The sequence below is a fragment of the Streptomyces sp. NPDC042346 genome (assembly GCF_055581845.1).
Genome location: NZ_JBVJEH010000014.1, coordinates 110,180 through 132,197 on the forward strand (window position 1 = coordinate 110,180; position 22,018 = coordinate 132,197).

The window sequence follows — 22,018 nt, forward strand, 5'->3', positions numbered from 1 at the left end:
TCCCGGGGCCCGCCGGGGCCGGCCGCGCGTCGTGCGCGCGGACGGCCCCGGACGGGGTGGTGGTGGAGTGCGGAGTCATCGACGGGTCACCCGGAGACGGCCGCGGACCAGCCCTGCGACAGGGTCTCCTTGGCCTTCGACGTCTGCTGCTCGGTGGGGAACGCCGGCGTGCCCGTGACCTTCGGCAGCGCGGCGGCGGCCGTCTTGTCGAGGGTGCCGTCGGCCTCCATGGCCGGCATCAGGACGGGCCGGGCGTAGCCCTTGAGCCACAGGTTCTGGCCTTCGGCGCTGTAGAGGTACTCCTGCCACAGGCGGGCGGCCGCCGGGTGCGGGGCGTCCTTGTTGACGGCCTGCGAGTAGAACTGGGCGTAGACGCCGTCGGTGGGGACGGCGACCTTCCAGTCGACGCCCTTGGACGCGAACTGCTCGGCGTAGCCGGCGTTCAGGTAGTCCCAGTCGATGGAGATGGGCGTCTCGCCCTTCTCGACGGTGGCGGGGGTCGACTCGACCGGGTTGTAGTTGCCGTTCTTCTTCAGCTTGCCGAAGAAGTCGATGCCCGGCTTGATGTCGTCGAACGAGCCGCCGTTGGCGAGGGCCGCCGCGTACACGCCGCCGAAGGCGGAGCCCGACTTGGTCGGGTTGCCGTTGAGGGCGACCTGTCCCTTGTACTCGGGCTTGAGCAGGTCGGCGAAGGTCTGCGGGCAGACCTTGACGCGCTTGGCGTCGCAGCCGATGGAGACGTAGCCGCCGTAGTCGTTGAACCAGCGGCCCTGCGGGTCGCGCTGCGTCGCGGGGATCTTGTCGAAGGCGGCGACCTTGTAGGGGGCGGTGAGGCCCTGTTCGCCCGCCGCCTGGGCGAAGGAGGCGCCGAGGTCGAGGACGTCGGGCGCGCGGTCCTGGCCCTTGCGGGACTTCACCGCGTTGATCTCGTCCTGGCTGGAGCCGTCGGGGTTCTCGACGTTCACCTTGATGCCGTACTCGGCGGTGAAGCCGTCGATGATCGCGCCGTAGTTCGCCCAGTCCCGGGGGATGGCGATCGCGTTGAGCGTGCCTTCCTTCTTCGCGGCGGCGACCAGGGCCTCCATGCCGCCGGCGTCGGCGGCGGAGGCCGCGGTGGCGAGGTTCTTCCCGTCGGCGCCTGCGGCGTCCTTCGTGGGGGCGGCGCCACAGGCGGTGAGGGACAGGGCGGTCAGGCCGAGGGCGCCGACGAGGATCGCGGCGCGGGCAGCGGAGGTCACGCGTACTCCATGAGGGGTGGGGGCGAGGCCAAGCTGTATGAACAACTGTTGTCCATACAACTCCTGCATTACGGAGGGCCTCGATGTCCCGCCGGTGAACGCGGGGCGACGCCCGCCCAGCCATTCCCCGGCGGATCGGGTCACCCGCCCCACGCGAAGGTGGGCGCCCTCGGTCCCGGGGCACGGGACCGAGAGCGCCCACCGGTGTTACAGCAGGCCCGCGGCCTGGGTCAGGAGTTTCTCGTAGACCTCGGGGCGGTCCTCGTCGATGACGGGGAAGCCGACGCCGAAGTCGCCGTTGACCCAGCGCGCCCGGATGCCCGGGTTGGCGCTGTCCGTGCCGTCGTGCAGGAACACGTGCGGGCTGCAGTTGACCCGCCCGTCGCGCGCCGACTCGTACTGGGCCATGATCTCCGGCCGGGCGGTGCCGCCGTCGAAGGCCTCGGCGAGGGCCGTCACGTCCACCGCGCCCGTCTCCTCGGCCACGTCGAGGATCACGTGACGCTGGGAGATGCACCGGCCCTCGGCCCAGAAGGCACGGCGCAGGGCCCGGTCGAGCTGTTCACTGGCGTGCCAGCTCTGGGCCTTGGCGGCGTGGACCGCCTCCAGGGCCGGCAGCGTGGTCACCGGGTACGTCCAGTCCGGGCCCTGCCAGAGCCGCCAGCCGGCCTCCGGCTCCAGCGCGCCGAGGACGGAGATCTCCGAGTCCACCCCGGGCCGGGCGTTGACCTCCAGGTTGAACAGCTCCAGCGGGAACGCCCGCAGGTCGAACCAGACGCGCCCTTCGAGACCGAGGCGCCGCCGGGTCTCGTGCAGCCGGTGCACGGCGACGTGCGCGAAGGAGCAGTTGAGGTCGGTGTACACGGCGATCGTGTCGGGTGCGGCGGGCAGCCGGGGATCGGCCTGCCCGTCCGTGCCCGGCGTGCCGCCGGTCGTGCTGTCGGTGATGGTGTCGGTCATGGTGCCTCCTCGACGCGGATCAGCCCCCACCAGCCCTCACTGACACCCCAGTGGAGGTTCCCGGTGCGGTACACATGGTCGCCCGGATGCTGGGCGCGGAAGCGCACCGTCCGGGTGCTCCCGGAGGCCAGCGCGCCGAGGGTCGACACGTACCAGCCGAGACCCGTCTCCGAGGCGTCCCACACCTGGCCGTGCACGGTGAAGCCCTGGTTGCGCATCCGGTGCGAGGCGACGGCCAGATGGACGGCCACCCGGTCGCCGGCGCGGCAGGTGAGCAGCGGGGTCGGCGGCTCCGGGTCGGACAGCACCGGGTCCAGCGGGTGCAGGGCGGCGCTGCGGTAGTTGTACGCCTTCTGGCCCGCGTCGTCGGGGCTGTCCGAGAACAAGTCGGTGACCGGCTGGGTGAGGTCCCCGTCGTGGTAGAGCCGCAGGCCGTCCTGCGAGACCAGGACGAGTTCCCGTACGGGCTCGGCATCCGGCCTGCGGACCACGGCCCGCTCGCCGGTCCAGCGCTCCAGGCCGGTGTCGGGGTCGTACGGGGTGGCGTCGGCCTCCTCCACCACGAGCACGCCGACCAGGCCGCGGCGCGGGTGGGAGATCACGTCCGCGTGGGAGCGGAGCAGCACCACACCGGGCTCGCCCGCGTACCAGCGGTACGTGCGGGAGGCCCCCGGCTTGACGGTGGTGTCGGCGTTGCGGCCGACGTGGGCGCCGTCGTCGGTGCGCACGTCGAAGTCGAGCAGGGTGGGGTGCAGGGAGACGCGGCCGGAGATCGTCCTGGCCCCGGGGTCCGCCTCGTTCATCAGCCGCGGGTCCAGCGGGCTCGCGGGCGGCGGCCCGTCCAGCTCGTTGATCAGGGTGACCTCCACCCACTCGCCGGCCCGGCAGCGCAGGACCAGCGGGCCTTCCTCGGGGCCGCCGTCGCCGTCGGCCGTGAAGACGAGCCCGTACGGGTCGGTACGGAGCGGGCTGTACGCGATGACCTCGGCGCGGGCCCGGACCGTGTGCCGGCGGACCCGGCGGCGCGGGGGCAGCGGCGGGGCGTCGGGGGTCCGGCCGGGCAGCGGCGGCAGGTCGGCCTGCGGACGCCCGTACAGGCGCAGCAGTCCCCAGCAGCCCAGCCACAGGTCGTTGGCCGCGCCGAACGACCACAGGTGGTCGCCGGGACCGAGGGTGGGGGCGAGGGCGAGTTCGGCGACGTTGGAGATGCCGAAGGTCTGCTGGTTGCGCCAGGCCGTGTCCTCGCGGCCCGCCCACTCGCGCCAGCGGGCCCCGGAGAGGGTGAAGCTGTGCTGGAGGTCGTGGGAGCCCTGGAGGACGTGGACCCGCAGGTCCTCACCGGGGTAGCCGCGGAGCAGCGGGGTGCCGGGGTCGCCGTGGACGGCGCTGGAGAACCAGTGGGCCGGGTCGCCGCCCCGCTCGGACAGCGGAGCGCTGCGGTAGTTGACGCCCATCGAGCCCTGGTCGTCGGGGGCCCCGGGGGACGGTGGCGGGTTGATCGGGCCGCCGTGATCGCCGTGTCCGTGCTTGACCATGGGGACGAAGTCGCCGATGGCCAGGACCATTTCGCGGTGCGCCGACCCGTCGGCGGTCTTGATGACGGCCTGGGTGCCGCGCCGCAGTTCCTTCTCGTGGTCGTCGGGCGAGACCCAGACGGCGCCCTCCGGTTCGGTCATGAGCGCGCCGAACAGCCCGTGTCGCTGGCGGTAGTTGGCGAGCAGGTGGTCGTGGAAGAGGACGGTGCCGAAGTCCTCGTCGACGTACCAGCGGTAGGTCCAGGAGTTGTACTGCCCGTTCGCCTCGGCTCCCTGGTCGGCGGTGGTGGTCGCCGAGAGGTAGTTCCAGCCCACGGCGGATCCGTCGGAGACGAGCGGGTCGTACTTGACGAGGTGGGTGTGGAGTCCGCACTCGGGCTGGAAGGGCAGCTTCGGGTCGAAGGCGGATTCCTCCTGGGGGCCGGTCGGCAGGGAGTTGGTCAGGGTGAGTTCGAGGACCTCGCCCTTGTTGGCCCGGATGACCAGCGGCTCAAGGGTCCTCTCACCCGCGGCCAGTTGGCGCTTGAACTCGACGAGACCGCCCGCTTCCTCGATCTCCTCGGCGAGGACGTAGAAGTGGGCGTTGTGGTCGTGCCAGGTCGTGGCGTGCTCGTCGGTCGGGTCGCCGTAGTAGTGCAGGGTGCCGTTGGTGACGACCAGGTCGTAGCGGCGGACCGGCGCGTCGGGCGGCCCGACCTTGGTGAAGGCCTCGCCGGGCTGCGGGTCCGCCACGAACGCGGCCGCTTCGAGCGGGGTGGGCTCGCGTCCCATGCCCGGCGGCTGGAGCGGGGTCCGCGGCGGCCGGGGGTTCTTCTGCGGGTAGGTGGCCGACTCGGCGAGGAACCCGGGGAATCCGGGGCGCTCGGGCGTCGGGACCGGTGGCGCCTCGCGGTGGGGCAGGGGGACGAGCCGCTGGATCGGCCGGCCGTCGGGGTAGCCGCCGGTGCCGTCCTGGAGGGTGTCGAAGATCCGGAACATCCCCCACATGCCCATGTGGAAGTGGACGTACATGTGGCAGTGCCAGATGGAGTCGCCGACCGCGCCCTGCGCCGAGCCGAGCCCGCCGAGCAGTTCGAGGGTCATGGCCTCCTGCGGGCCGATGCTGACGGAGTCGACGATCGGGGCGTTCTCGTCGTCCGGCCGCACCCGCCACTGGTGCAGGTGGGTGTGGAAGACATGGGTGTCGCGCATGCCGCCGTGGACGAGCCGGATGACCGTGGGGTCGCCGGAGTAGCCGCGCAGGACGGGCGTGGAGGGGTCGCCGAACAGCCAGGAGCTGTGGTGCACCTCCTCCCCGAGCACCGCGTCCCGCACCGGGTCGATGCGGCCCTCGTCGAGGAGCTGCTGGTAGCGGTGCATCCGCCATTCCATCGGCTCGATGCGGTGGTTGACCGGGAGCATCGCCATGTTGAGCGGTGTCAGGTCGTCGACGGTGTCGGAGGTGCCGGGTCCGGCCGCCGGGGAGCCGGCGGCGGAGGGCCGGTAGATCCCGGCCGCGGCGGCGGCCGCGTGGCCGCCGTCATGACCCCCGTCGTGTCCCCCGCCGTGCCCGTGTCCGGGCATCGGCGGCGGGACCGCCGGGTTGTCGTTGCTCGGGTACTCCATCATGAAGATCACGAACTCGCGGAAGCTGCGGTCCGCCAGATGGATGTCCGCGTACAGGCCCGTCGCCAGCGGTCCGCCCGTCTCCGGGTCGGTCCAGGTGGCCTCGGCGGCCTCGACGACCACCGCGCCGACCATGCCGTGGCTCTGCGTCCCCTCGCCCCGGGCGTCGGACATGTCCCCGAAGTGGAACACCCCCTCGTGCTCGCACACCCACTCGTACACGCGGGTGCCGCCCGGCGGCACGCTGCTGTCCGGGTTGGCGCCCGCGGCGAGTCCGTCCATGGTGCGGACGTCGTACCGGACTCCCTGGAGGGTGATGCCGGCGGGCCGCGCGAGCTCGTTGGTCAGCCGGACCCGCAGCCGCTCGCCGCGCCGGACCCGCAGGACCAGCGGGCGGGCGAGCGGGTTCGGCCCCGGCACCAGCTCGGGGTGCTCCAGATAGCTGGGGAAGGGCTCCGGCCAGGTGGCCGCGACCTCCCTCAGCTCCGGTGCGTCCGAGGCCAGGACGTACAGGGCGCCGTTGCGGTCGTGGTCGCCGAACTCGTTGTACGCGATGGGCACATGGAGGGCGACGACGTCGTACGTCCGGACCGGCCTGCCGTCCCCGTGGCGCTCGGTCGGTAATGCTGTGCTGCTGTTCATGTTCTGCGGTACTCCCCCGTACTCGAAACTCGAATGCTTCTTCGCGGTGATCGGTCGTGCGGTGACCAGTCTCGCGCTGATCAGTCGGCGGCGGGGCCGGTTCTGTGGGCGAACCGGTCCACCACCCGGGAGCCGGAGAGGACCTGCCCCTCCCAGCTGTAGGTCTGCCCGAAGGGGTTGCCGTCCCGGCCGCCCCGGCGGCTGAACGTCAGCGCGATCCGGTCGCCGCGCCGCACCCGTACCGGCCGCTCGACCGGCAGGTAGCAGTGCTTCCAGCTGTCGGACGTGGTGCGCCCCTCGATGTCGTCCCCGGAGATGTCGAGGGCGACGGAGTCCGAGAGCTCGGCGACGAAGTAGCCCTTGAAGCCGGTGAACACCCCGCCCCGCTGGACCGTGTACGCCAGCGGCACCCGGTACGAGGTCTCGGTGCCCGTCTCCGGGGTCCCCGTCTCCGGGGTCCCCATCGGCGCGTAGCGCCGGATCAGCCGGGGCGAGGCGAGGTGGCCGGTGATCGGCAGGACGGTGTCGTAGTACAGGGAGAAGGGGTCCGCCGCGCCCCGGGCGGCGAGCAGGGCCGCGAAGGCCTCCGGCCCGCCCGCGTCCCGCGGCCCCTCTGCGGTCAGCTGCGCGTGGGCGGACTCGGCGGTCACCGGGACCAGGAAGCTGTCCACCAGGCTCGGCAGCATCACGCCCCCGGGCCGCAGGAAGCGCTCCCGGGCGTCGTCGAGGATCGCGGAGAAGTTCTCGTTGTCGGCGAGGTTCCCCATGATCTCGGAGATGACGATGTCCACCCGCTCCGGCAGCTCCAGGTCGAAGGAGAGCCCGGACAGCGGGACGAAGCGGTCGGCGTAGCCCGCCTCGGCGAGCCGCTCGGTCGCCGTGGCGAGCACCTTCTCGTTGAGGTCGATCCCGTACACCCGGGCCGCCCCGGCCTCCAGGGCCCACCGGGCCAGGATGCCGGTGCCGGTGCCGAGGTCGAGGACGACGTCCCCGGGGCGTACGGCCTCGGTGATCGCGGTTCTGAACGCGGCCATCCGGAGATCGTCCCCGAGCATCAGCTCGTGGAACTCCTCGCCCCATTCGAGGAGTTGCTCGGAGGCGGGGAGCCAGACCTGCTCGGCTCCGTAGTAGCCGGGCCAGATCCCCGACCGGTACACGGTCAGCGGGTCGTCGCCGGGACCGCGGACCGGACAGCCGGTCGTGAGGTCGAAGCTGCTGTGGTGGAGCGGACAACTGATGCGCAGGGTGCCTTCGTTCACGTGACCGTGGACGAGCCGGCCCTTGCGGTGCGGACAGGAGGCGTCGATCACGAACTCCTGGCCGGCGGCGCGGACGCGCAGCCGGTCGCCGGGGAGTTCCCTGAGGGACGGCGGCTCGGCGGCCGGATCGCGGCCCGTCATGCCGCCGCCCGGTCGGTGAGCTCCCTGGCCCGCGCCACGGCGGCGTCGAAGGCGCCGCCGATCAGCCGGGAGAGCAGCCGGGCCCCGGTCCACAGGCGGGCCGGGTCGAGGCCGTACGCCGCCTCGCACTCCTTGATGGCCAGCTGCATCTCCTGCATGTGGAAGGTGTCGATGTGCAGGTGCTCGGTGTAGTAGCGGCCCTGCCGGATGCCGAGCCGCTCGCAGGCCCGGGCCTGGTGGGTGAACGCGTCGGGGATGGACGCCTCCAGGTACGCGAGGGCGCCCAGGAAGTACTCGACGTGCGGGGCGCGCTGCGTGAGCCAGTAGAAGACGTTGAGGAACTGGAAGGTCTCGTCGCCGGTGGTGTCGAGGAAGCCCTCGGGTTCCTGCGGCAGGCCCAGCTCGGCCAGGAGCAGCCGGTAGAGCTGGGAGTGTGCCTGCTGGAGGTTGCCGCAGCCGAACTCGTCGATGAGGACCCGCATCACGGCCATCTGGGCCTTGATCGGGAGCCGGGGGACGGCCGGGAAGAAGTTCTGCGCCTCGGTGAGCCCGTCGAGCGCGAACTCCCTTACGACGAAGGTGAATTCCTCCCGGGTGGCGTGCTCGGCGAGGTACTCGGCGGACGGGCTGCCCGTCCGCTCCTCCGCGAGCAGGCCGTCGAGGAGTCGCTGCCAGGCGGCCCGGTCGGGGACCGGTTCGCCGGTGGAGTCGAGGGAGTCCACGAGCGGGAGGATCCAGTCCCGCTCGATCTCCTCGACGCGGGCGAGCAGGCGGGAGTCGAGGAGCCCGCGGTTGTGCCGGAACAGCTCGCGGTGCGCCGACTCCGCGCCGGCGGTGCGGGGGGAGGTCTGGGCGTTGTCCGTTGCCGTGCTCACGACGTGGCCTCCCCGGTGTTCACGGTCCTGTCGGTCTCCAGTACCCCGCTGCGGTACAGCGCGGCCTTGACCCAGCGGTACCAGTCGTCCTTCTCCAGGCCGTAGCGCGTGCAGGCGTCGGCGAGGGTCTCTTCCGCATGCGCCAGCCGGCCGGCGAACAGGTCGGCGCACAGGGCCGGTTCGACGTTGGCGAGTGCCACCACGTATCCGTCGACGGGGCCGGAGTCGAGCAGGAGGTGTTCGAGGCCGGCGAGGACGCGGGCGCCTGGCCGGGCCTCGACGAGGCGCCGGGTGAAGGCGGCGCTGCCCGAGGAGTCCTTGACGCCGACGACCGAGGGGATCTCGCAGATCCGCAGCAGCGTGTCGAAGTCGGCGGCGTTCCCGGAGACTTCGGTGCCGTGGTAGACGATCACGGGTAGGCCGCTGTGCTCGGCGAGGTCCGCGAAGTGGCGGTAGATCTCGCCCTGGGTGACGCCGGTGCCGTACGGGCTGGTCGCGACGAGCCCGTGGGCGCCGAGGTCGGCGGCCACGCGGGCCCGTTCGACGACCTGTTCCGTGGTGGGCCGCAGGACGCCCGCGAGGACGGGCAGTCCGCCGGCGTGCCGCACCGTGGCCCCGAGCATCGCCTCCCACTGGTGGTCCGTGAGCCACCGGCCCTCGCCGGTGCTGAGGTTGGGCAGCAGGCCGTCGACGTGGGGGCGGAGGGTGTCGAGCAGTCGGGCGACCCCGCTCTCGGAGACCTCGCCGGTCTCGGAGAGGGGCGTCACCAGGGCCGTGATCACTCCCTGGTTCATCTCAGACTCCCTCGGGTGCGGCGCCGTGCCCGAGGGGCAGGCGCAGGGCGAGCGATTCCTGGTAGAGCCGCTCCAGCGGCTCGGGGAAGGACGGCTCCGGCGCTCCGGCGGGCCAGGCGGCCACGGCGCGGACGGGCAGCCCCTCGAAGGCGGACTCCCTGGGGGCGACGGTGTGCAGCAGTCCCTTGCGGTTGATCACCTGGCCGAGCAGCATCCGGTCGATGAAGGGGAGTCGCTGCGGGGTGTCGGAGTCGGAGAGGGCCAGGTGGACGTCCGCCCGGTCGTATCCCTCCCGGCTGATGTCCATGACCGTGTGGAGGTGGTCCATGAACGGGTAGTAGAGGTCCTGGAGTTCGCGCGAGAAGCCCCAGATCACGTCGTCGCAGCGGCCGACCTGTTCCAGGCTCATCACGACGCGCCCTTCGAGGTGGCGTACGAAGAAGGCCTTGGCGGCGATGCGCAGGCCGTCGTCGGCGCTGTGCATGCCGAGGAAGAGCGCCGCGTCGATGAAGTCGTCCCGGGCGGCCTCACAGGCCGGGTCCTCCGCGCCTTCGGCGCCGGTGCGGTCAGTGGGCATGACGGTCCAGCACCTCCCGCAGCCGCTTCATGGCGCCGGCGAACATCTGCGGCTCGCGCGCGAGGGCCATGCGGACGAAGGGCTCGCCGCGGCCCGGCTGGCTCCAGTAGAAGAACCGCCCGGGCAGGACGTACACGCCCACCTCCCGCAGCTCCCGCTGGAGTTCCGTCGCGGTCAGGTCGGGGTGCTGGATCCTGGCCCAGGCCACGCTGGTCTTCGCGACCGGCTCCTGGTATTCGAGGATCGTGCCCCGGAGGGCTTCCCTGACGGCCGCCCGGTTGACGTCGAGGACGTCGCGGATCGAGGCCAGGCTGTCCGCCTCGGAGTTCTCCACGTACTGGGTCAGCATGTTGAGCACGAACGGCGAGACGTTCAGGAGCACGCTGGTGTGGAGGTTGTACACCTCCTCCTTGATGTCGTCGCTGGCCGTGAGCATGGCCGCCTTCGCGTCCTGCACCGGCCAGGTCTTGCCGGTGTCCTCGATGGCCAGATACCGCACCCCGGACTCTTCGAGCAGTTCGTAGACGTCGAACCGCGCGAGCTCGGGGTCGTAGAGGGTGAAGGAGGCGAAGCAGAAGTCGATGACGAGCAGCTTGTTGTGGTCCTTGCAGAACCGGACGACCTCCTCGAAGCCCTTGCGCCCGTGCTGCATCAGGCTGAACCCCGTGGGGTTGTTGGGGTCGACGAGGAAGAGCGCGTCGGTGCGGACCCGGCGCTTGAGCTCGGCGTAGATCCGGTCGGGGTCGTGCAGTGCCGACTCCTCGACGGGGTACAGCGGGACGCCCATGTTCGACAGGACGTCGTGGAGGTTGTCGAAGCAGGGCTCGACGAGGGTCACGGCCATGCGCTGCTGCTTGAGGTACATCGCCACGACCATGGTGGAGATGGAGGCGGCGTACGACAGCAGGGTCTTCTTCTTGGCGAGCGCGGTGGGCTGGCGGTGGAGGCGGAAGAACGCCTCCATGAACCGCTGCTCGTAGGTGGCCTGGAGCCCCTCTTCCGCCTCGTACCACAGCTCGGGCAGCCGGGCCACGATCTTGTGCTGGGCGGCGGACTGGCGCTGGTGGGTGTGGGCGTCGGCGAGGTTGAACTCGGTGAGCAGGGCCTGGATCTCGTGCTGCGTGAGGTCGAGGAGTTCCTGGCTGCTCATGGTCGTGCCGGCGTGCGCGGTCATGGTTCCTCCATGCGTACGGCATACGGGTGAGCGCGTGCGGGAACGTGCCGGCGTGGCGCGGGGCGCCACGGTTCTGCTCGTGCGCCGGGGGCTGCTGCCGCGAGCCGCGGCCCCAGGGCACACGGAGGACCGTCACAGACGGACGGTGGGGGAACTGCCGCTACGGGCAGGGGCCGAGGCGCTCATCGACGGCTGCGATGCAATATCGGAAACCGGTTCCAGACATGTATCTCCCCCGTAAACGGACTGCGGTCCGATTGGGGGCGACTCTGCCACATGCGGCGGCGGCGGGACAAGCGATCCGGAGCCGGGCGGGTCGCGACCACTCAGCGGCCGCCCGGGGGCTCCTGGCCGTAAACTGCGCAGACGCCACCCGGCCCCCACCGGGACCCCCACGGAGCGTGAACCGAGAGGCCCCCAGGTGCAGCACGCGTCGCCGGACAGCTGTCCCCTTGCCGTCCCCGAGGCGGCACCGGAGCGGTCGGACGCCGCGCGCAACCGGCTGCGCATCCTGGCCGCGGCCCGGACGCTGTTCGACCTCCACGGGGTCGAGAGCGTGTCCATGGACCGCATCGCGGCCGAGGCGGGCGTAGGAAAGGGCACGCTGTTCCGCAGGTTCGGCAGCAAGGCGGGGCTCGCCGCCGCGCTGCTCGACACCCAGGACAGCCGGCTCCAGGAGCGCATCCTCTTCGGACCGCCGCCGCTGGGGCCCGACGCCCCGGCCGCCGATCGCGTCGTGGCGTTCTTCGACGCGTACCTGGACCTCCTGGACGACAACCTGGAGCTGCTGAGGCTCTCCGAGACGGCCGCGCCGGGCGCCCGCTACCGGATAGGGTCGTACGGCTTCTGGCGCGTCCACCTGGCGCTGATGCTCCGCGAGGCCTGCCCGGATCTCGACGCCGACTGCACGGCCCACCTGCTGCTCGCGCCCCTGGACTCCGATCTCCAGCACGCCCTGCGACAGGGGCAGTTCAGCCCCGAACGCATCCGGAACTCGCTGCTCACCCTGGTGAGACGCGTCATCGACCGCTGACGCGGCCTCCCGCCCCGACACGTCAGGGCACGACGAAGGCGCCCCGGTGCGGGGGTACCACCGCACCGAGGCCCCTCACCGAGCGGTCAGCTCTCCCGGATCGCCTCGAAGTCGAGGGACAGCTCGATCTCCTTGGAGACGAGGATGCCGCCGGTCTCCAGGACCATGTTCCAGGTCAGGCCCCAGTCCTCGCGGTTGACCTTGCCGTGGGCGGAGAAGACCGTACGGTCGTTGCCCCACGGGTCGCGCGCGTAGCCGAGGTAGTCCACCGCGAGCGTCACCGGGCGGGTGACGTCCTTGATGGTCAGGTCGCCGACGAGCGTGCCGGCCTTGCCGTCCCACGTCACCGAGGTGGAGACGAAGGTGGCCTTGGGGTACTTCTCCACGTCGAAGAGGTCCGCGGAACGCAGGTGCTCGTCGCGCGTGGCGTCACCGCTCTCGACGCTGGCCACGTCGATGACCGCGGTGACCTTGCTGTCCTCGGGACGCTCGCCGATGACGAGAGTGGCGTCGACTCCGGTGAAACGCCCGCGGACCTTGGTCAGCATGAAGTGTCGCCCGACGAAGCCGACCTCGGTGTGACCCGGGTCGACCTTCCACGAGCCGGCGGCGGGCAGCTCCACGCCGTCGACGGTACGAGTGGGTGCGGTGGTCATGATCCGTACGCTCCTTCGGTCAGGCGACGGACTCGGTCGGCAGGCCCGCCTCGACCCAGTCGTCCTTGCCCTCGTAGTACTCGAACACGTTGGTGTAGCCCAGCTCGACCAGGCGGTCGGCCGCGATGCCCGAGTTCGGGCAGGGGCTGTTGGCGCAGTAGACGGCGATCTCCGCGTCCTTGTTCGGAAGCAGGGTCGGCGCGAGCGCGTCCACCTGGTCGTGCGGCAGGTTGAGCGCTCCGGGCAGGTGCTTGTCGTTGTAGTACTGCGCCGGCAGCGCCTCGAGCACCGTCACCAGGTTCTCGTCGATCTTCTTCTTCAGCTCGTCACGCGAGATCCGCTGAGCCATGGGTGGCCTCCCTCAATCATGAAATAGTCCGTGCGTCTGCACACACTCTAATAGTCCGTGCGTGCGCACACAAGCTATACTTCTCGTCATGGTCATGAGAGAAGGTGAGTACCGGGTCGAGGCATGGCGGGCCCTGCTGCTGGCCCACAACGCCGCCGTACGCGCCATCGAGAGCGATGTGCAGCGCGACGGGCGTGTCCCGCTCACCTGGTACGACGTGCTCCTGGAGCTCCGCGGGGCCGGCGAGCAGGGCCTGCGCATGCAGGAGGTCGCCGAGCGCGTGGTGCTCAGCAGGACCCGGGTGAGCCGCCTCGTCGACGAGATGGCCCGCTCAGGCCTGGTGAGCAAGCAGCCCGACGCCACGGACAAGCGCGTGACGTGGGCGGTCATCACCGACGAGGGCAGGTCCGCCCTGCGCGCGACCGCGCCCGCCTACATGCGCGGCATCCGGGAGCACTTCGGCCGGTACCTCACGGACGAGGAGGCCACCGTGATCACGACGGCACTCCTGCGCGTGGCGCACTCGGGCGACGACATCCAGCTGGGCTGAGACCGGAGCGGCCACGTCCCGCCGGGGCTCCGCGAGGGGGCCTGCCCACTCCAGGGAGCCGAGCGCCGGTTCTGTGCTGGGGCATGACGAGCCGCACGTTCCTCAGGCGCGCCTCGGCGTTCGTGTGCGCGGCCCTGGCCACGAGCCGCCCACTGCCCGCCGCCTTCCAGGACTCAGGGCCCGGTGGTACGGGGTAGGGCCTGGCCTGCGCACGGTCGGCGGTCAGGGCCGGCAACTTCCGGGCGATGCCGGGGCGTTCGTCGAGGAGGGTGCCGAACCCCCGACCACCTCTTCGGGCCGCACACGACCGGACGATCAGCCGGGAGGTCAGCTCGTCCCCCGCTCCGCGGGCTCGCGTCAGCGCGGGGGTTCGATTCCCCAGGCGGCGGCCCGGGCGGCGGCGGCCGCGCGGTTGGGGAGGTCGAGCTTGGCGAGGATGTGCTCGATGTGGGTACCCACGGTGCGCGGGGTGATGTACAGCCGTTCGGCGATCTCCCGGTTGGTGCGGCCGGCGGTCAGCTCGGCGAGCACCTGGAGCTCCCGCGGCGAGAGCCCGCCCGGCCGCCGCGCGCCCCCGCGATCGTCGACGGCCGCGTCGACGGTCGCGGCGAGGGCCTCGGTGAGCAGGGTGACCACGGCGCGCGCCGGGTCGGGGGTGCGCCGTCGCCCCCGGGTGCTGACGTTCAGCATGCCGACGTACCGGCCGTCGGCGGCGAACAGGCACTGGGCCACACCGCCGTCGATCCCGAGGGGACTCAGCACGTCCTGGAAGCCCGGCGACGCCGCGAGGAGGTGCCGGGGGACGTCCCCGAGCCAGAGCCCGCCCCGGTCCGGGCCGCGGAGCACGGGGAACACCGGGTCGTGGTGGAGGCGGGTCTCGATGTAGGCCGTGACGTCGTCGGGGTAGCTCCCGGCGAGGGTGGTGTGGCACCGGCGCCGGGGATCCCAGCGGGCCAGCGAGGCGTGGTCGTACGCCATCACCTCGGAGAGCGCCGCCAGGACCGTGTCGACGCCGGCCGCCCCGCTCGTGGCGCTCCTGGCGGCCTCACGGACGTGGACGGCCGCGTCCAGGATGTCCGCCGTGCTCCGCTCCGCTGCCATCCCCCCAGGATGATCATGTGCCCGGAATACGTCAATCGCGCAGCGTGTCGTGCACGACGCGCCCGTCCATGACGGTGAGGACGACGGGCATGTCCGGGATGTCGTGGGGGTCGGCGGTGAGCAGGTCCCCGTCGAGCACGCACAGGTCGGCGGCCTTGCCCGGCTCCAGGGAGCCCTTCCAGTCGTCGGCGAAGTCCTGCCAGGCCGCGTCGATCGTGTACGTACGGATCGCCTCGGCCAGGCCGATCCGCTGCTCGGGGCCGCTGACCCGGCCGGTGGCCTTCGACTCGCGCAGCATCATGGTGGCGACGCCCTGGCGCCAGTCCGGGTGCGTGACGGGGGCGTCGGACCCGCTGGCGACGCGTACGCCGGCGTCGAGGGCGTCGCGGTAGGGCCAGGCGTACGCGGCGCGTCCGGTGCCGACGAACTCCTCCTCCATGTCGGCGACGGTCCACTTGATGGTGGGGTTCATGTTGACGCCGAAGTCGTGGGCGGCGAGGAGCTTCATGCTGTGCGCGGTGAGGAAGTCGCCGTGGATGACGTAGTGGCGGGCGTCGGCCCGCGGGTGTTCGGTCACGGCCGCGGCGAAGGCCTCCGCGACGGTGTCGCCGGCCCGGTCGCCGGTGACGTGGACGCCCAGCTGGTACCCGGCGGCGTGGGCGTGCCGGATCATGGCGTCGATCTCGGCGATCCGGTCGGCGTCGGTCTCGCCGCCGACGCAGAGGGAGCCGCAGCCGCCGCCGACGTACGGCTCGTGCATCCAGGCCGTCTTGTTGGGGACGATGCCGTCGCCGAAGATCTTGACGCCGTGGATCGCGAGGCGGCGCGGATCGGCGTCGCCGGTGTCCGCGGGGGCGCCGAGGGCGGTGAGGGTGTGGGCGAACTCCTCGGCGGTGCTCGCCATGCCGGTGGGCAGGAGGAGGACGCCGACGCGGGCGGTCAGTTCGCCGTCGGCGAGGAGCCGCCGGTAGACGTCGAGGGTCTCCCCGCCGAGCGCTCCGCGCATGATGCCGTCGCCGCCGGGGCCGAGCCCGGGCTCGGTGTAGCTGGTCACGCCGAGCCGGGCGAGCGTGGCGAGGGTCGACCTGATCGCGTCGGTCCGCTCCTGCCGGCCGAGCGGGGGCAGCGCGTTCTGGACGAGGGCCTGGGCGCCCTCGTGGAGCAGCCCGGTCGGTTCCCCGGCCTCGTCCACGACGATGGCCCCGCCGGGAGGCGCGACGGTGTGCCGGTCGATGCCGATGAGCTCCAGCGCCTTGGAGTTGACCCAGGTGGCGTGGCCGGAGAAGGAGTACAGGACGACGGGGTGGTCCGGGCTCACCTGGTCGAGGTCGTGCAGCGAGGGCTGCCGCGACGGGTCGGCGACGCACTCGTCGAGGTAGCCCGTGTCCCAGCCGTGCCCGGTGATCCACTGCCCGGCCGGTACCCGCCCGACGGCCTCCCGCACCACGCCGGCCACGTCCGCGAGGGAGGACACGGCGGGGTGGGCGACGTCGAGGGAGAGCGGCGGCGTCGCCATGCCGAAGGCGCATCCGTGCAGATGGGAGTCATTGATCCCGGGAAGCAGCGTCGCCCCCCGCAGGTCGACGACGCGGGTGGCGGGTCCGACGAACGGCGCCACGTCGTCCTGTCCGCCGACGGCGCTGATGATCCCGCCGGTCACCGCCAGGGCAGAGGCGACGGAGAAGTCCGCGTCGACCGTGACCACCCGTCCACCGAGAAACACCAGGTCCGCATACGTATCCACAGAAGGTCCCTTCGAAGAACCGGGCGCACCCGGGCGCCCGCAAACGATCTCCCGAGGACTATGGCCGCGGCCGCGCGCCCGGCACATCGGTCATCCCACCGATACGCGCCGATGTGCGGCCGTGCAGGCCGCGGCAGGCCGATGCGCGGCGAATGCGGAGAGGAGGCGCGCCCGCGGAGCCCCGCACGGCCGATCCGCCAACGGCCGCGCCGCGCCCTTGGAGGTACCGCCGGGTATCCGCCGCGAACCCTGGAAAGACCCTGTGACCTGCGTGAAGACCCCGTGAAGAAGATGATCATGACAAGCCCGCGGTGCTTAGCCTGCCCGAATGAAACTTACGTTCGGACGAAGAAACCGCCTCGCCCAGCTCGCGCTCGGCGCGGCCGTGGCCGCCTCCGTCCTGCTCCCCGCGCAGCCCGCCCAGGCCGCCTCGGGCCTGGACCCGTTCACCGCGAACTTCAAGCTGACCCGCGTGGACGGCGACAAGACAGGACTCATCGACTCCGCCGAGGCCGCCGGAGTCGCCAAGGCGTCCGTCACCGACGTCCTGGGCACCCGTACGGGACGACCGGGACTGTGTCACGCCACCGGACTGAACGGCGCCCTCAAGCCCGACGGGTTCTGCTGGGACGACGAGGACGACCGGTCCAACTACGCGGACGGCGGCGGTGGCTGGATGCCGCAGGGCTTCGCGGGTTCGCATGCCGCCACCGCCGACGGACTGTATGCGGGCCGCTCCCTCACCGCCACCGCCTGGTACCACGGCACGTGGGTCAAGGACCGGACCCCGGAGACCGTCGAGGACTACGCGCGGGTCACGATCACGGAGTCGACCGGCGGCCAGGTCAAGTACGGGCACATCGCGCTGGTGGAGCCGGTCAGCGGCAACTTCAAGCCCCTTGAGTACACCTCGCACTCGGACGGCGTCGCCTGGTACGGCAACCGGCTGTTCGTCGCCAACGGTGCGGAGCTCCAGGTCTTCGACCTGACCCGCATGTGGCGCATGAACGACACCACGAGCTCCTTCACCCGCCTGAACGCGGGCAAGACCTCCGCCCGGTTCCACCTCTGGGCCATGCCGCTCGTCGCCCGCTACAGCACCATCAGCACCGCCGCGGTCGACAACCCCTCCACGGCCTGGGTCAACAACAGCCCCCGTGCCTGCGGTCCGGGCGTCAACCAGGAGCTGTGCCTGAGCAGCCTGAGCGTCGACCGTTCCGGCACGACGCCGGCCCTGGTCTCGGTGGAGAACCGGAGCGGCGCGGGTGCCCGCATCGTCCGCTGGCCCCTGTCGGCCCTCGGCACCGGCCTTCCCACCACGGTGGCCTCGGAGACCACGGGCTACACCTCTCCCGTGTGGGGCATCCAGGGCACGGCCACGGACGGCACCAACTACTACATGAGCGGCACCTGCCCGACCTACTGGCCGGGCGGCACCGAGCTCTACTCCTGCATCCACGTGGCCAAGCCCGGCGAGGCGCCGCACGTCCTCACCCAGGCGCCGCAGCTGACCCAGGGCCTCTCCTGGGACCCCCTCGCCAAGCGGCTCTGGGGCGCCAACGAGGCACTGGTGGACTCCAGCGGACCGCGCAGGGTCGTCTTCAACATCGAGCCCGACGCCGGCAAGCCCGTCGACGGCTGGAGCTGGCTCACCAACTACCACCAGGCGGGCTCCGTCTGCGCGACGCCCCAGGGCAACGGCACCGCCAACGGCACCCCGATCACGGTGTGGACCTGCACGGGAGCGGACGCCCAGCGCTGGAAGTACGAGAACGGCCTGATCGTCCACAAGGCGAGCGGCAAGTGCATCACCCCCGAGGCGAACGGCGCGAACACCAACGGCGCGCTGCTGACCCTGTGGACGTGCAACCCCTCCAGCGACGTCCAGCGGTTCTCCCCGTCGGCCGACGGCAGTGCCGTCAACGCCTACGGCAAGGCCATCACGCCGAAGGGCAACTCCTTCGGCAACGGCGTCTGGCTGACCCTGTGGACCCAGGGCAGCCCCACTCCTGAGGTCCAGGACTGGGTGGTGAAGGGCTTCTAGCCCCGCGCCGGGGCTTCCGAGCCCCCGCACCCGCTCCCCGGACACCGACGAGGGGCCGGCCCGCACCCGGGCCGGCCCTTCTGTGATCACCGGGCAAGGCGCGCAGACTGGGAGGAGGAGGGACGTCCCCCGTACGGGTTCGTCCGCTTGCTCCGGTCGGCACCAGGGCGGTCACCATGAGCTATTCCACCGATGACCAGCGGATTCTCGACGCGATCGAGCGCCGCCTCACTCACGACGACCCCGCCCTCGCCACCCGGATCGACGCGCTGAACAAGCAGTTCCCGCACGTGCCCCCCGTACCCCACACCCCCCGCGGACCCGAGGTGCCCGAGGCCTCCGCGGGCGGCGGCCGGACCTCGAAACGCAGTCCACGGGTCGTGGCGGCAGCGGTACTGGCCGTCATCGCCCTGCTTGCCCTGATACTCACCGTCATGCTGGGCAGCCGCACGACTCCCCCGGCGGGATCCGACGGAGGACCCGCCGCGCACTCGTCCCTCTCGGTCTACGACGGCCGCCCGCTCCTTTAGCCGGATCGTCGGACGGTCCGGCCAAAGGAAGGGGTGGCCGGATACGCGCAGATCCGGCCCCATGACGGAAGTCTTACGTCCCGGCGCGTGCCGCCCCGCGGCGGGGCAGCGGTCCGTAGCGTGCTCGGCATGCGTGTACTCGTCACCGGAGGAGCCGGTTTCATCGGCTCGCACATCGTCACGGCGCTGGCAAGGGCGGGCCACGAGCCGGTCGTCCTGGACGCGCTGCTGGCCAGCGCCCACCCGTCCCTGCCCGAGCCGCCGGACGCGGAGCTCCTCCGTACGGACGTCCGGGACGCCGCCGGGGTCCGGGAGGCGCTGCGCGGTGTGGACGCGGTCTGCCACCAGGCCGCCATCGTCGGTCTCGGCAAGGACTTCGCCGACGCCCCCGCGTACGTGAGCTGCAACGACCTGGGTACGGCCGTCCTCCTCGCCGCCATGGCGGAGACCGGGGTGCGGCGGCTCGTCCTCGCGGGATCGATGGTCGTGTACGGCGAGGGCCGGTACGAGTGCCCCCGCCACGGCCCGGTCAGGCCGGAGGCCCGCCGCCCCGAGGACCTGGCGGCGGCGCGCTTCGAGCCGTACTGCCCCGACTGCGGGTGCGCCCTGCGCCCCGGGCTGGTCGGCGAGGACGCACCGGCCGACCCCCGGAACGTGTACGCCACGACGAAGCTCGCCCAGGAGCACCTGGCCGCCGCCTGGGCCCGGACCGTCGGGGGAACGGCCGTGTCCCTGCGCTATCACAACGTGTACGGCCCGGGGATGCCCCGGGACACGCCCTATGCGGGCGTCGCCTCCTTCTTCCGCTCCGCGCTCGCCCGCGGCGAGGCGCCCCGCGTCTTCGAGGACGGCGGCCAGCGCCGGGACTTCGTCCACGTACAGGACGTGGCGGCGGCCAACGTGCTCACGCTGGAGGCCACCGCGGAGCTGCCCGCCGGCGCCCTCACCCCGTACAACACCGGCAGCGGGGACCCCCACACCGTGGGAGAGATGGCGACGGCGCTGGCCCTGGCGCACGGCGGCCCGGAGCCGGTGGTGACCGGGGAGTTCCGGCTCGGCGACGTACGGCACATCACGGCCGACTCGTCGCGGCTGCGGCGGGAGCTCGGCTGGCGTCCCGAGGTCGGCTTCGGCGAGGGGATGACGGAGTTCGCCCGCGCCGGACAACGGGCCTCGGCGGCCGTGGTCCGGTAGCCGTCGCCGCTCGGCTCGACGGCACCGTCCGGTGGCCGTTGCCGCTCGACTCGGCGTCCGGTACGGGAGTTGTTCTCAGCCCGCCGCGGCGGGCAGCGTGACCTCGAAGCGGCAGCCGCCCGGCACGTTGCGCACGGCGGCGCGGCCCGCGTGGGCCTCGACGATGCCCCGGACGATGGCGAGGCCCAGGCCGGCGCCGGCGGGCGGGGTACGGGCCTCGGTGCCGCGCCAGCCGGTGTCGAAGACGCGGGGCAGGTCCTCGTCGGAGATGCCGCCGCAGCCGTCGGTGACGGACACGACGACGACACCGTCCCGGCGTTCGGCGGCCACCGCCACGGTGCCGTCGGCGGGGGTGTGACGAATGGCGTTGACCAGGAGGTTGGCGAGCACGCGGGTCATCTCCTTGCCGTCCACGTCGACGGGAACGGCGTCGACCTCCTCCCCCACCAGCCGGACCCCGTGAGCGCGGGCGAGCGGATCGGCGCCGCTCAGCGCGTCGCCGACCAGGTCGTACACGGACATGCGGCTGGGGCTGAGGATCAGCGCGCCGGCGTGGATGCGGGAGAGCTCGAAGAGGTCGGCGACCATGGTGGTGAGGCGTTCGACCTCGGTACGGATCTGGCGGTGGTAGCGGGCGGGGTCCGCGGCGATGCCGTCCTCCAAGGCCTCCGCCATGGCCCGCAGCCCGGCGAGCGGGGTGCGCAGGTCGTGGGAGATCCAGGCGACGAGCTCCCGGCGGGACGCCTCCAGGGAACGCTCACGGCCGCGGGAGGCGTCGAGCTTGGCGCTGGTGGCGGCCAGTTCCCGGGTGAGCGCGGCGAGTTCGGCGGTGGCCGCCCCGTCGGGCGCCGAGAAGCTGCCCCCGTCGCCGAACGCGCGCGTGGCGCGGGCGAGCGCACGGCTGCGGGCGACGACCCACCGGCCCAGGACGAGGGCGGTGCCCAGGGACACCAGGGCGGCCATCGCGACGACGACGGTCACCACCCACAGGTCGTGCGGGGAGAGGAACATGGCCCGGGCGACGGCGAGCGTTCCGGCGAGCATGGCCGTGACGGTCACGGCGGCGACGACCGTCAGCGAGACCGCGACCGAGCGGTGGCGCACGAGGCGGAGCACGAGCGCCCCGGCCAGCCCGGCGCAGACGGCTCCCGCGAGGGCGAACGCGGCGATGAGCAGGACGTCCTTCATGGCGTTGCGCCCTTTACCGTCGCGTCCTTCATGGCGTGGCGCCGTTCGCGGATTCCGGTTCGAAGCGGTAGCCGACGCCCCACACCGTCTGGATCAGGGTCGGCCGGGCCGGGTCGTCCTCGATCTTGGCGCGGAGGCGGCGGACGTGGACCGTGACGGTGGAGAGGTCTCCGAAGTCCCAGCCCCACACCTGTCGCATCAGCGCCTCACGGCTGTGAGCCGCGCCCGGGTGCTCCATGAAGTACGCCAGGAGGTCGAACTCGCGGAGGGTGAGGGCGAGTTCGCCGCCCGCCCTGACGGCCCTGCGGGTTCCGGGGTCGACGGCCAGGTCGCCGGCGCGCAGCGCGCCCCTTGGCGCGGTCGTCGCCGCCGCGCGGCCGCGACGGAGGACGGACTCGACGCGCAGGACGAGCTCGCGCGGGCTGAACGGCTTCGTGACGTAGTCGTCCGCGCCCACTTCGAGCCCCGTGATCCGGTCCTCCTCGTCACCGCGTGCCGTCAGCATGATCACCGGTACGGGCCCGGCGGCCCGCAGCCGCCTGCACACCTCCAGGCCGTCGAGGCCCGGCAGCATCAGATCGAGTACGACGAGGTCGGGCCGGCGCTCGCCGCTGCGCCGCACGGCGTCGAAGCCGTCGGCCGCGTGCTCGACGGCGAAGCCCGCCCTTTCCAGGTATCCGGTGACGACCTCGGCGACCGTCGGGTCGTCGTCCACCACCAGGATCCGGCCCCCGTTCCCGGCGGCGCTGCGCTCGCTCATGCCGTACAGCCTCGCATCCGCACCGCGCGGCGGGCACGGCCGGCCGGGCGGACGTCGTACGGCGTCCGC

Annotated in this window: 19 protein-coding genes; 5 read left to right on the plus strand and 14 right to left on the minus strand. The window is 72.2% G+C overall.

The features are described 5' to 3' along the window. Positions 1 to 86: 86 nt before the first annotated feature. The 8 genes from ACZ6K0_RS39270 to ACZ6K0_RS39305 form a co-directional block, all read right to left on the minus strand. Positions 87 to 1,307, minus strand: coding sequence for an ABC transporter substrate-binding protein (locus ACZ6K0_RS39270; RefSeq protein ID WP_469234824.1), 1,221 nt, complete (start codon positions 1,305 to 1,307; stop codon positions 87 to 89). Between the two features lie 138 nt (positions 1,308 to 1,445). Then, the gene (locus tag ACZ6K0_RS39275; protein ID WP_376408536.1) at positions 1,446 to 2,198 is read right to left on the minus strand and encodes a DsbA family oxidoreductase; all 753 of its coding nucleotides are present in this window, start codon (positions 2,196 to 2,198) and stop codon (positions 1,446 to 1,448) included. Further along, on the minus strand, positions 2,195 to 5,980 hold the full coding sequence (locus tag ACZ6K0_RS39280; protein WP_469234826.1) for a multicopper oxidase domain-containing protein: 3,786 nt from the start codon (positions 5,978 to 5,980) through the stop codon (positions 2,195 to 2,197). Before ACZ6K0_RS39280 ends, ACZ6K0_RS39275 begins: the two co-directional genes overlap by 4 nt. Positions 5,981 to 6,060: 80 nt before the next feature. Next, positions 6,061 to 7,380 carry a methyltransferase domain-containing protein gene (locus tag ACZ6K0_RS39285; RefSeq protein WP_469234828.1) on the minus strand — a complete coding sequence of 440 codons (1,320 nt, stop codon included), beginning with the start codon at positions 7,378 to 7,380 and terminating at the stop codon, positions 6,061 to 6,063. Then, positions 7,377 to 8,255: an iron-containing redox enzyme family protein gene (locus ACZ6K0_RS39290; protein ID WP_469234830.1), complete on the minus strand. Its 879-nt coding sequence runs from the start codon at positions 8,253 to 8,255 to the stop codon at positions 7,377 to 7,379. The genes ACZ6K0_RS39285 and ACZ6K0_RS39290 overlap by 4 nt, the downstream gene beginning before the upstream one ends. After that, positions 8,252 to 9,049 (minus strand): dihydrodipicolinate synthase family protein, encoded by a 798-nt coding sequence (locus ACZ6K0_RS39295; RefSeq protein ID WP_376408526.1) that lies wholly within the window; start codon positions 9,047 to 9,049, stop codon positions 8,252 to 8,254. Before ACZ6K0_RS39295 ends, ACZ6K0_RS39290 begins: the two co-directional genes overlap by 4 nt. 1 nt (position 9,050) lies before the next feature. Further along, positions 9,051 to 9,626 carry a DUF6190 family protein gene (locus ACZ6K0_RS39300; RefSeq protein WP_469234832.1) on the minus strand — a complete coding sequence of 192 codons (576 nt, stop codon included), beginning with the start codon at positions 9,624 to 9,626 and terminating at the stop codon, positions 9,051 to 9,053. After that, positions 9,616 to 10,800 (minus strand): aminotransferase class I/II-fold pyridoxal phosphate-dependent enzyme, encoded by a 1,185-nt coding sequence (locus tag ACZ6K0_RS39305; RefSeq protein ID WP_376408520.1) that lies wholly within the window; start codon positions 10,798 to 10,800, stop codon positions 9,616 to 9,618. Before ACZ6K0_RS39305 ends, ACZ6K0_RS39300 begins: the two co-directional genes overlap by 11 nt. A gap of 421 nt (positions 10,801 to 11,221) precedes the next feature. Here ACZ6K0_RS39305 and ACZ6K0_RS39310 point away from each other — a divergent pair, with 421 nt between their 5' ends. Beyond that, a complete protein-coding gene (locus tag ACZ6K0_RS39310) occupies positions 11,222 to 11,833 on the plus strand; it encodes a TetR/AcrR family transcriptional regulator (RefSeq protein ID WP_376408517.1) in 612 nt (203 codons plus the stop codon). Positions 11,834 to 11,919: 86 nt separating this feature from the next. Here ACZ6K0_RS39310 and ACZ6K0_RS39315 read toward each other — a convergent pair whose 3' ends face one another. Together ACZ6K0_RS39315 and ACZ6K0_RS39320 are read right to left on the minus strand one after the other, a co-directional pair. Then, entirely contained in the window at positions 11,920 to 12,489 is a 570-nt protein-coding gene (locus tag ACZ6K0_RS39315; RefSeq protein ID WP_376408514.1) for a YceI family protein, read from the minus strand. A gap of 19 nt (positions 12,490 to 12,508) precedes the next feature. Beyond that, entirely contained in the window at positions 12,509 to 12,838 is a 330-nt protein-coding gene (locus ACZ6K0_RS39320; RefSeq protein WP_024754989.1) for a rhodanese-like domain-containing protein, read from the minus strand. An 88-nt stretch (positions 12,839 to 12,926) separates the two neighbouring features. Between ACZ6K0_RS39320 and ACZ6K0_RS39325 the strand changes: the two genes are divergently transcribed. Continuing rightward, positions 12,927 to 13,388 (plus strand): MarR family winged helix-turn-helix transcriptional regulator, encoded by a 462-nt coding sequence (locus ACZ6K0_RS39325; protein ID WP_376408511.1) that lies wholly within the window; start codon positions 12,927 to 12,929, stop codon positions 13,386 to 13,388. Between the two features lie 357 nt (positions 13,389 to 13,745). Here ACZ6K0_RS39325 and ACZ6K0_RS39330 read toward each other — a convergent pair whose 3' ends face one another. Continuing rightward, positions 13,746 to 14,489, minus strand: a complete 744-nt coding sequence (locus ACZ6K0_RS39330; protein WP_469234835.1) for a helix-turn-helix transcriptional regulator — start codon at positions 14,487 to 14,489, stop codon at positions 13,746 to 13,748. A 31-nt stretch (positions 14,490 to 14,520) separates the two neighbouring features. Further along, positions 14,521 to 16,233, minus strand: coding sequence for an amidohydrolase (locus ACZ6K0_RS39335; RefSeq protein ID WP_469234837.1), 1,713 nt, complete (start codon positions 16,231 to 16,233; stop codon positions 14,521 to 14,523). 328 nt (positions 16,234 to 16,561) lie between these two features. Here ACZ6K0_RS39335 and ACZ6K0_RS39340 point away from each other — a divergent pair, with 328 nt between their 5' ends. The 3 genes from ACZ6K0_RS39340 (at position 16,562) to ACZ6K0_RS39350 (ending at position 20,001) form a co-directional block, all read left to right on the plus strand. Continuing rightward, positions 16,562 to 18,277, plus strand: coding sequence for an RICIN domain-containing protein (locus ACZ6K0_RS39340; RefSeq protein WP_469234839.1), 1,716 nt, complete (start codon positions 16,562 to 16,564; stop codon positions 18,275 to 18,277). 176 nt (positions 18,278 to 18,453) lie between these two features. Further along, positions 18,454 to 18,807: a DUF3040 domain-containing protein gene (locus tag ACZ6K0_RS39345; protein WP_376408502.1), complete on the plus strand. Its 354-nt coding sequence runs from the start codon at positions 18,454 to 18,456 to the stop codon at positions 18,805 to 18,807. A 129-nt stretch (positions 18,808 to 18,936) separates the two neighbouring features. Next, on the plus strand, positions 18,937 to 20,001 hold the full coding sequence (locus ACZ6K0_RS39350; RefSeq protein ID WP_469234841.1) for an NAD-dependent epimerase/dehydratase family protein: 1,065 nt from the start codon (positions 18,937 to 18,939) through the stop codon (positions 19,999 to 20,001). A gap of 75 nt (positions 20,002 to 20,076) precedes the next feature. Here the strand turns inward: ACZ6K0_RS39350 and ACZ6K0_RS39355 are convergent, their stop codons facing one another. Both ACZ6K0_RS39355 and ACZ6K0_RS39360 read right to left on the minus strand, forming a co-directional pair. Then, on the minus strand, positions 20,077 to 21,189 hold the full coding sequence (locus tag ACZ6K0_RS39355; protein WP_469234843.1) for a sensor histidine kinase: 1,113 nt from the start codon (positions 21,187 to 21,189) through the stop codon (positions 20,077 to 20,079). A gap of 28 nt (positions 21,190 to 21,217) precedes the next feature. Continuing rightward, positions 21,218 to 21,949 carry a response regulator transcription factor gene (locus ACZ6K0_RS39360; RefSeq protein ID WP_376408494.1) on the minus strand — a complete coding sequence of 244 codons (732 nt, stop codon included), beginning with the start codon at positions 21,947 to 21,949 and terminating at the stop codon, positions 21,218 to 21,220. Between the last annotated feature and the right edge of the window lie 69 nt (positions 21,950 to 22,018).

Bases quoted from the DNA above. Each gene is read 5' to 3' on its own strand.
- ACZ6K0_RS39360 (WP_376408494.1), bottom strand. From the start codon at position 21,949: ATGAGCGAGCGCAGCGCCGCCGGGAACGGGGGCCGGATCCTGGTGGTG.
- ACZ6K0_RS39325 (WP_376408511.1), top strand. From the start codon at position 12,927: ATGGTCATGAGAGAAGGTGAGTACCGGGTCGAGGCATGGCGGGCCCTG.
- ACZ6K0_RS39355 (WP_469234843.1), bottom strand. From the start codon at position 21,189: ATGAAGGACGTCCTGCTCATCGCCGCGTTCGCCCTCGCGGGAGCCGTC.
- ACZ6K0_RS39285 (WP_469234828.1), bottom strand. From the start codon at position 7,380: ATGACGGGCCGCGATCCGGCCGCCGAGCCGCCGTCCCTCAGGGAACTC.
- ACZ6K0_RS39280 (WP_469234826.1), bottom strand. From the start codon at position 5,980: ATGAACAGCAGCACAGCATTACCGACCGAGCGCCACGGGGACGGCAGG.
- ACZ6K0_RS39320 (WP_024754989.1), bottom strand. From the start codon at position 12,838: ATGGCTCAGCGGATCTCGCGTGACGAGCTGAAGAAGAAGATCGACGAG.
- ACZ6K0_RS39350 (WP_469234841.1), top strand. From the start codon at position 18,937: ATGCGTGTACTCGTCACCGGAGGAGCCGGTTTCATCGGCTCGCACATC.
- ACZ6K0_RS39270 (WP_469234824.1), bottom strand. From the start codon at position 1,307: ATGCAGGAGTTGTATGGACAACAGTTGTTCATACAGCTTGGCCTCGCC.
- ACZ6K0_RS39330 (WP_469234835.1), bottom strand. From the start codon at position 14,489: ATGGCAGCGGAGCGGAGCACGGCGGACATCCTGGACGCGGCCGTCCAC.
- ACZ6K0_RS39275 (WP_376408536.1), bottom strand. From the start codon at position 2,198: ATGACCGACACCATCACCGACAGCACGACCGGCGGCACGCCGGGCACG.
- ACZ6K0_RS39345 (WP_376408502.1), top strand. From the start codon at position 18,454: ATGAGCTATTCCACCGATGACCAGCGGATTCTCGACGCGATCGAGCGC.
- ACZ6K0_RS39305 (WP_376408520.1), bottom strand. From the start codon at position 10,800: ATGACCGCGCACGCCGGCACGACCATGAGCAGCCAGGAACTCCTCGAC.
- ACZ6K0_RS39300 (WP_469234832.1), bottom strand. From the start codon at position 9,626: ATGCCCACTGACCGCACCGGCGCCGAAGGCGCGGAGGACCCGGCCTGT.
- ACZ6K0_RS39340 (WP_469234839.1), top strand. From the start codon at position 16,562: ATGAAACTTACGTTCGGACGAAGAAACCGCCTCGCCCAGCTCGCGCTC.
- ACZ6K0_RS39315 (WP_376408514.1), bottom strand. From the start codon at position 12,489: ATGACCACCGCACCCACTCGTACCGTCGACGGCGTGGAGCTGCCCGCC.
- ACZ6K0_RS39295 (WP_376408526.1), bottom strand. From the start codon at position 9,049: ATGAACCAGGGAGTGATCACGGCCCTGGTGACGCCCCTCTCCGAGACC.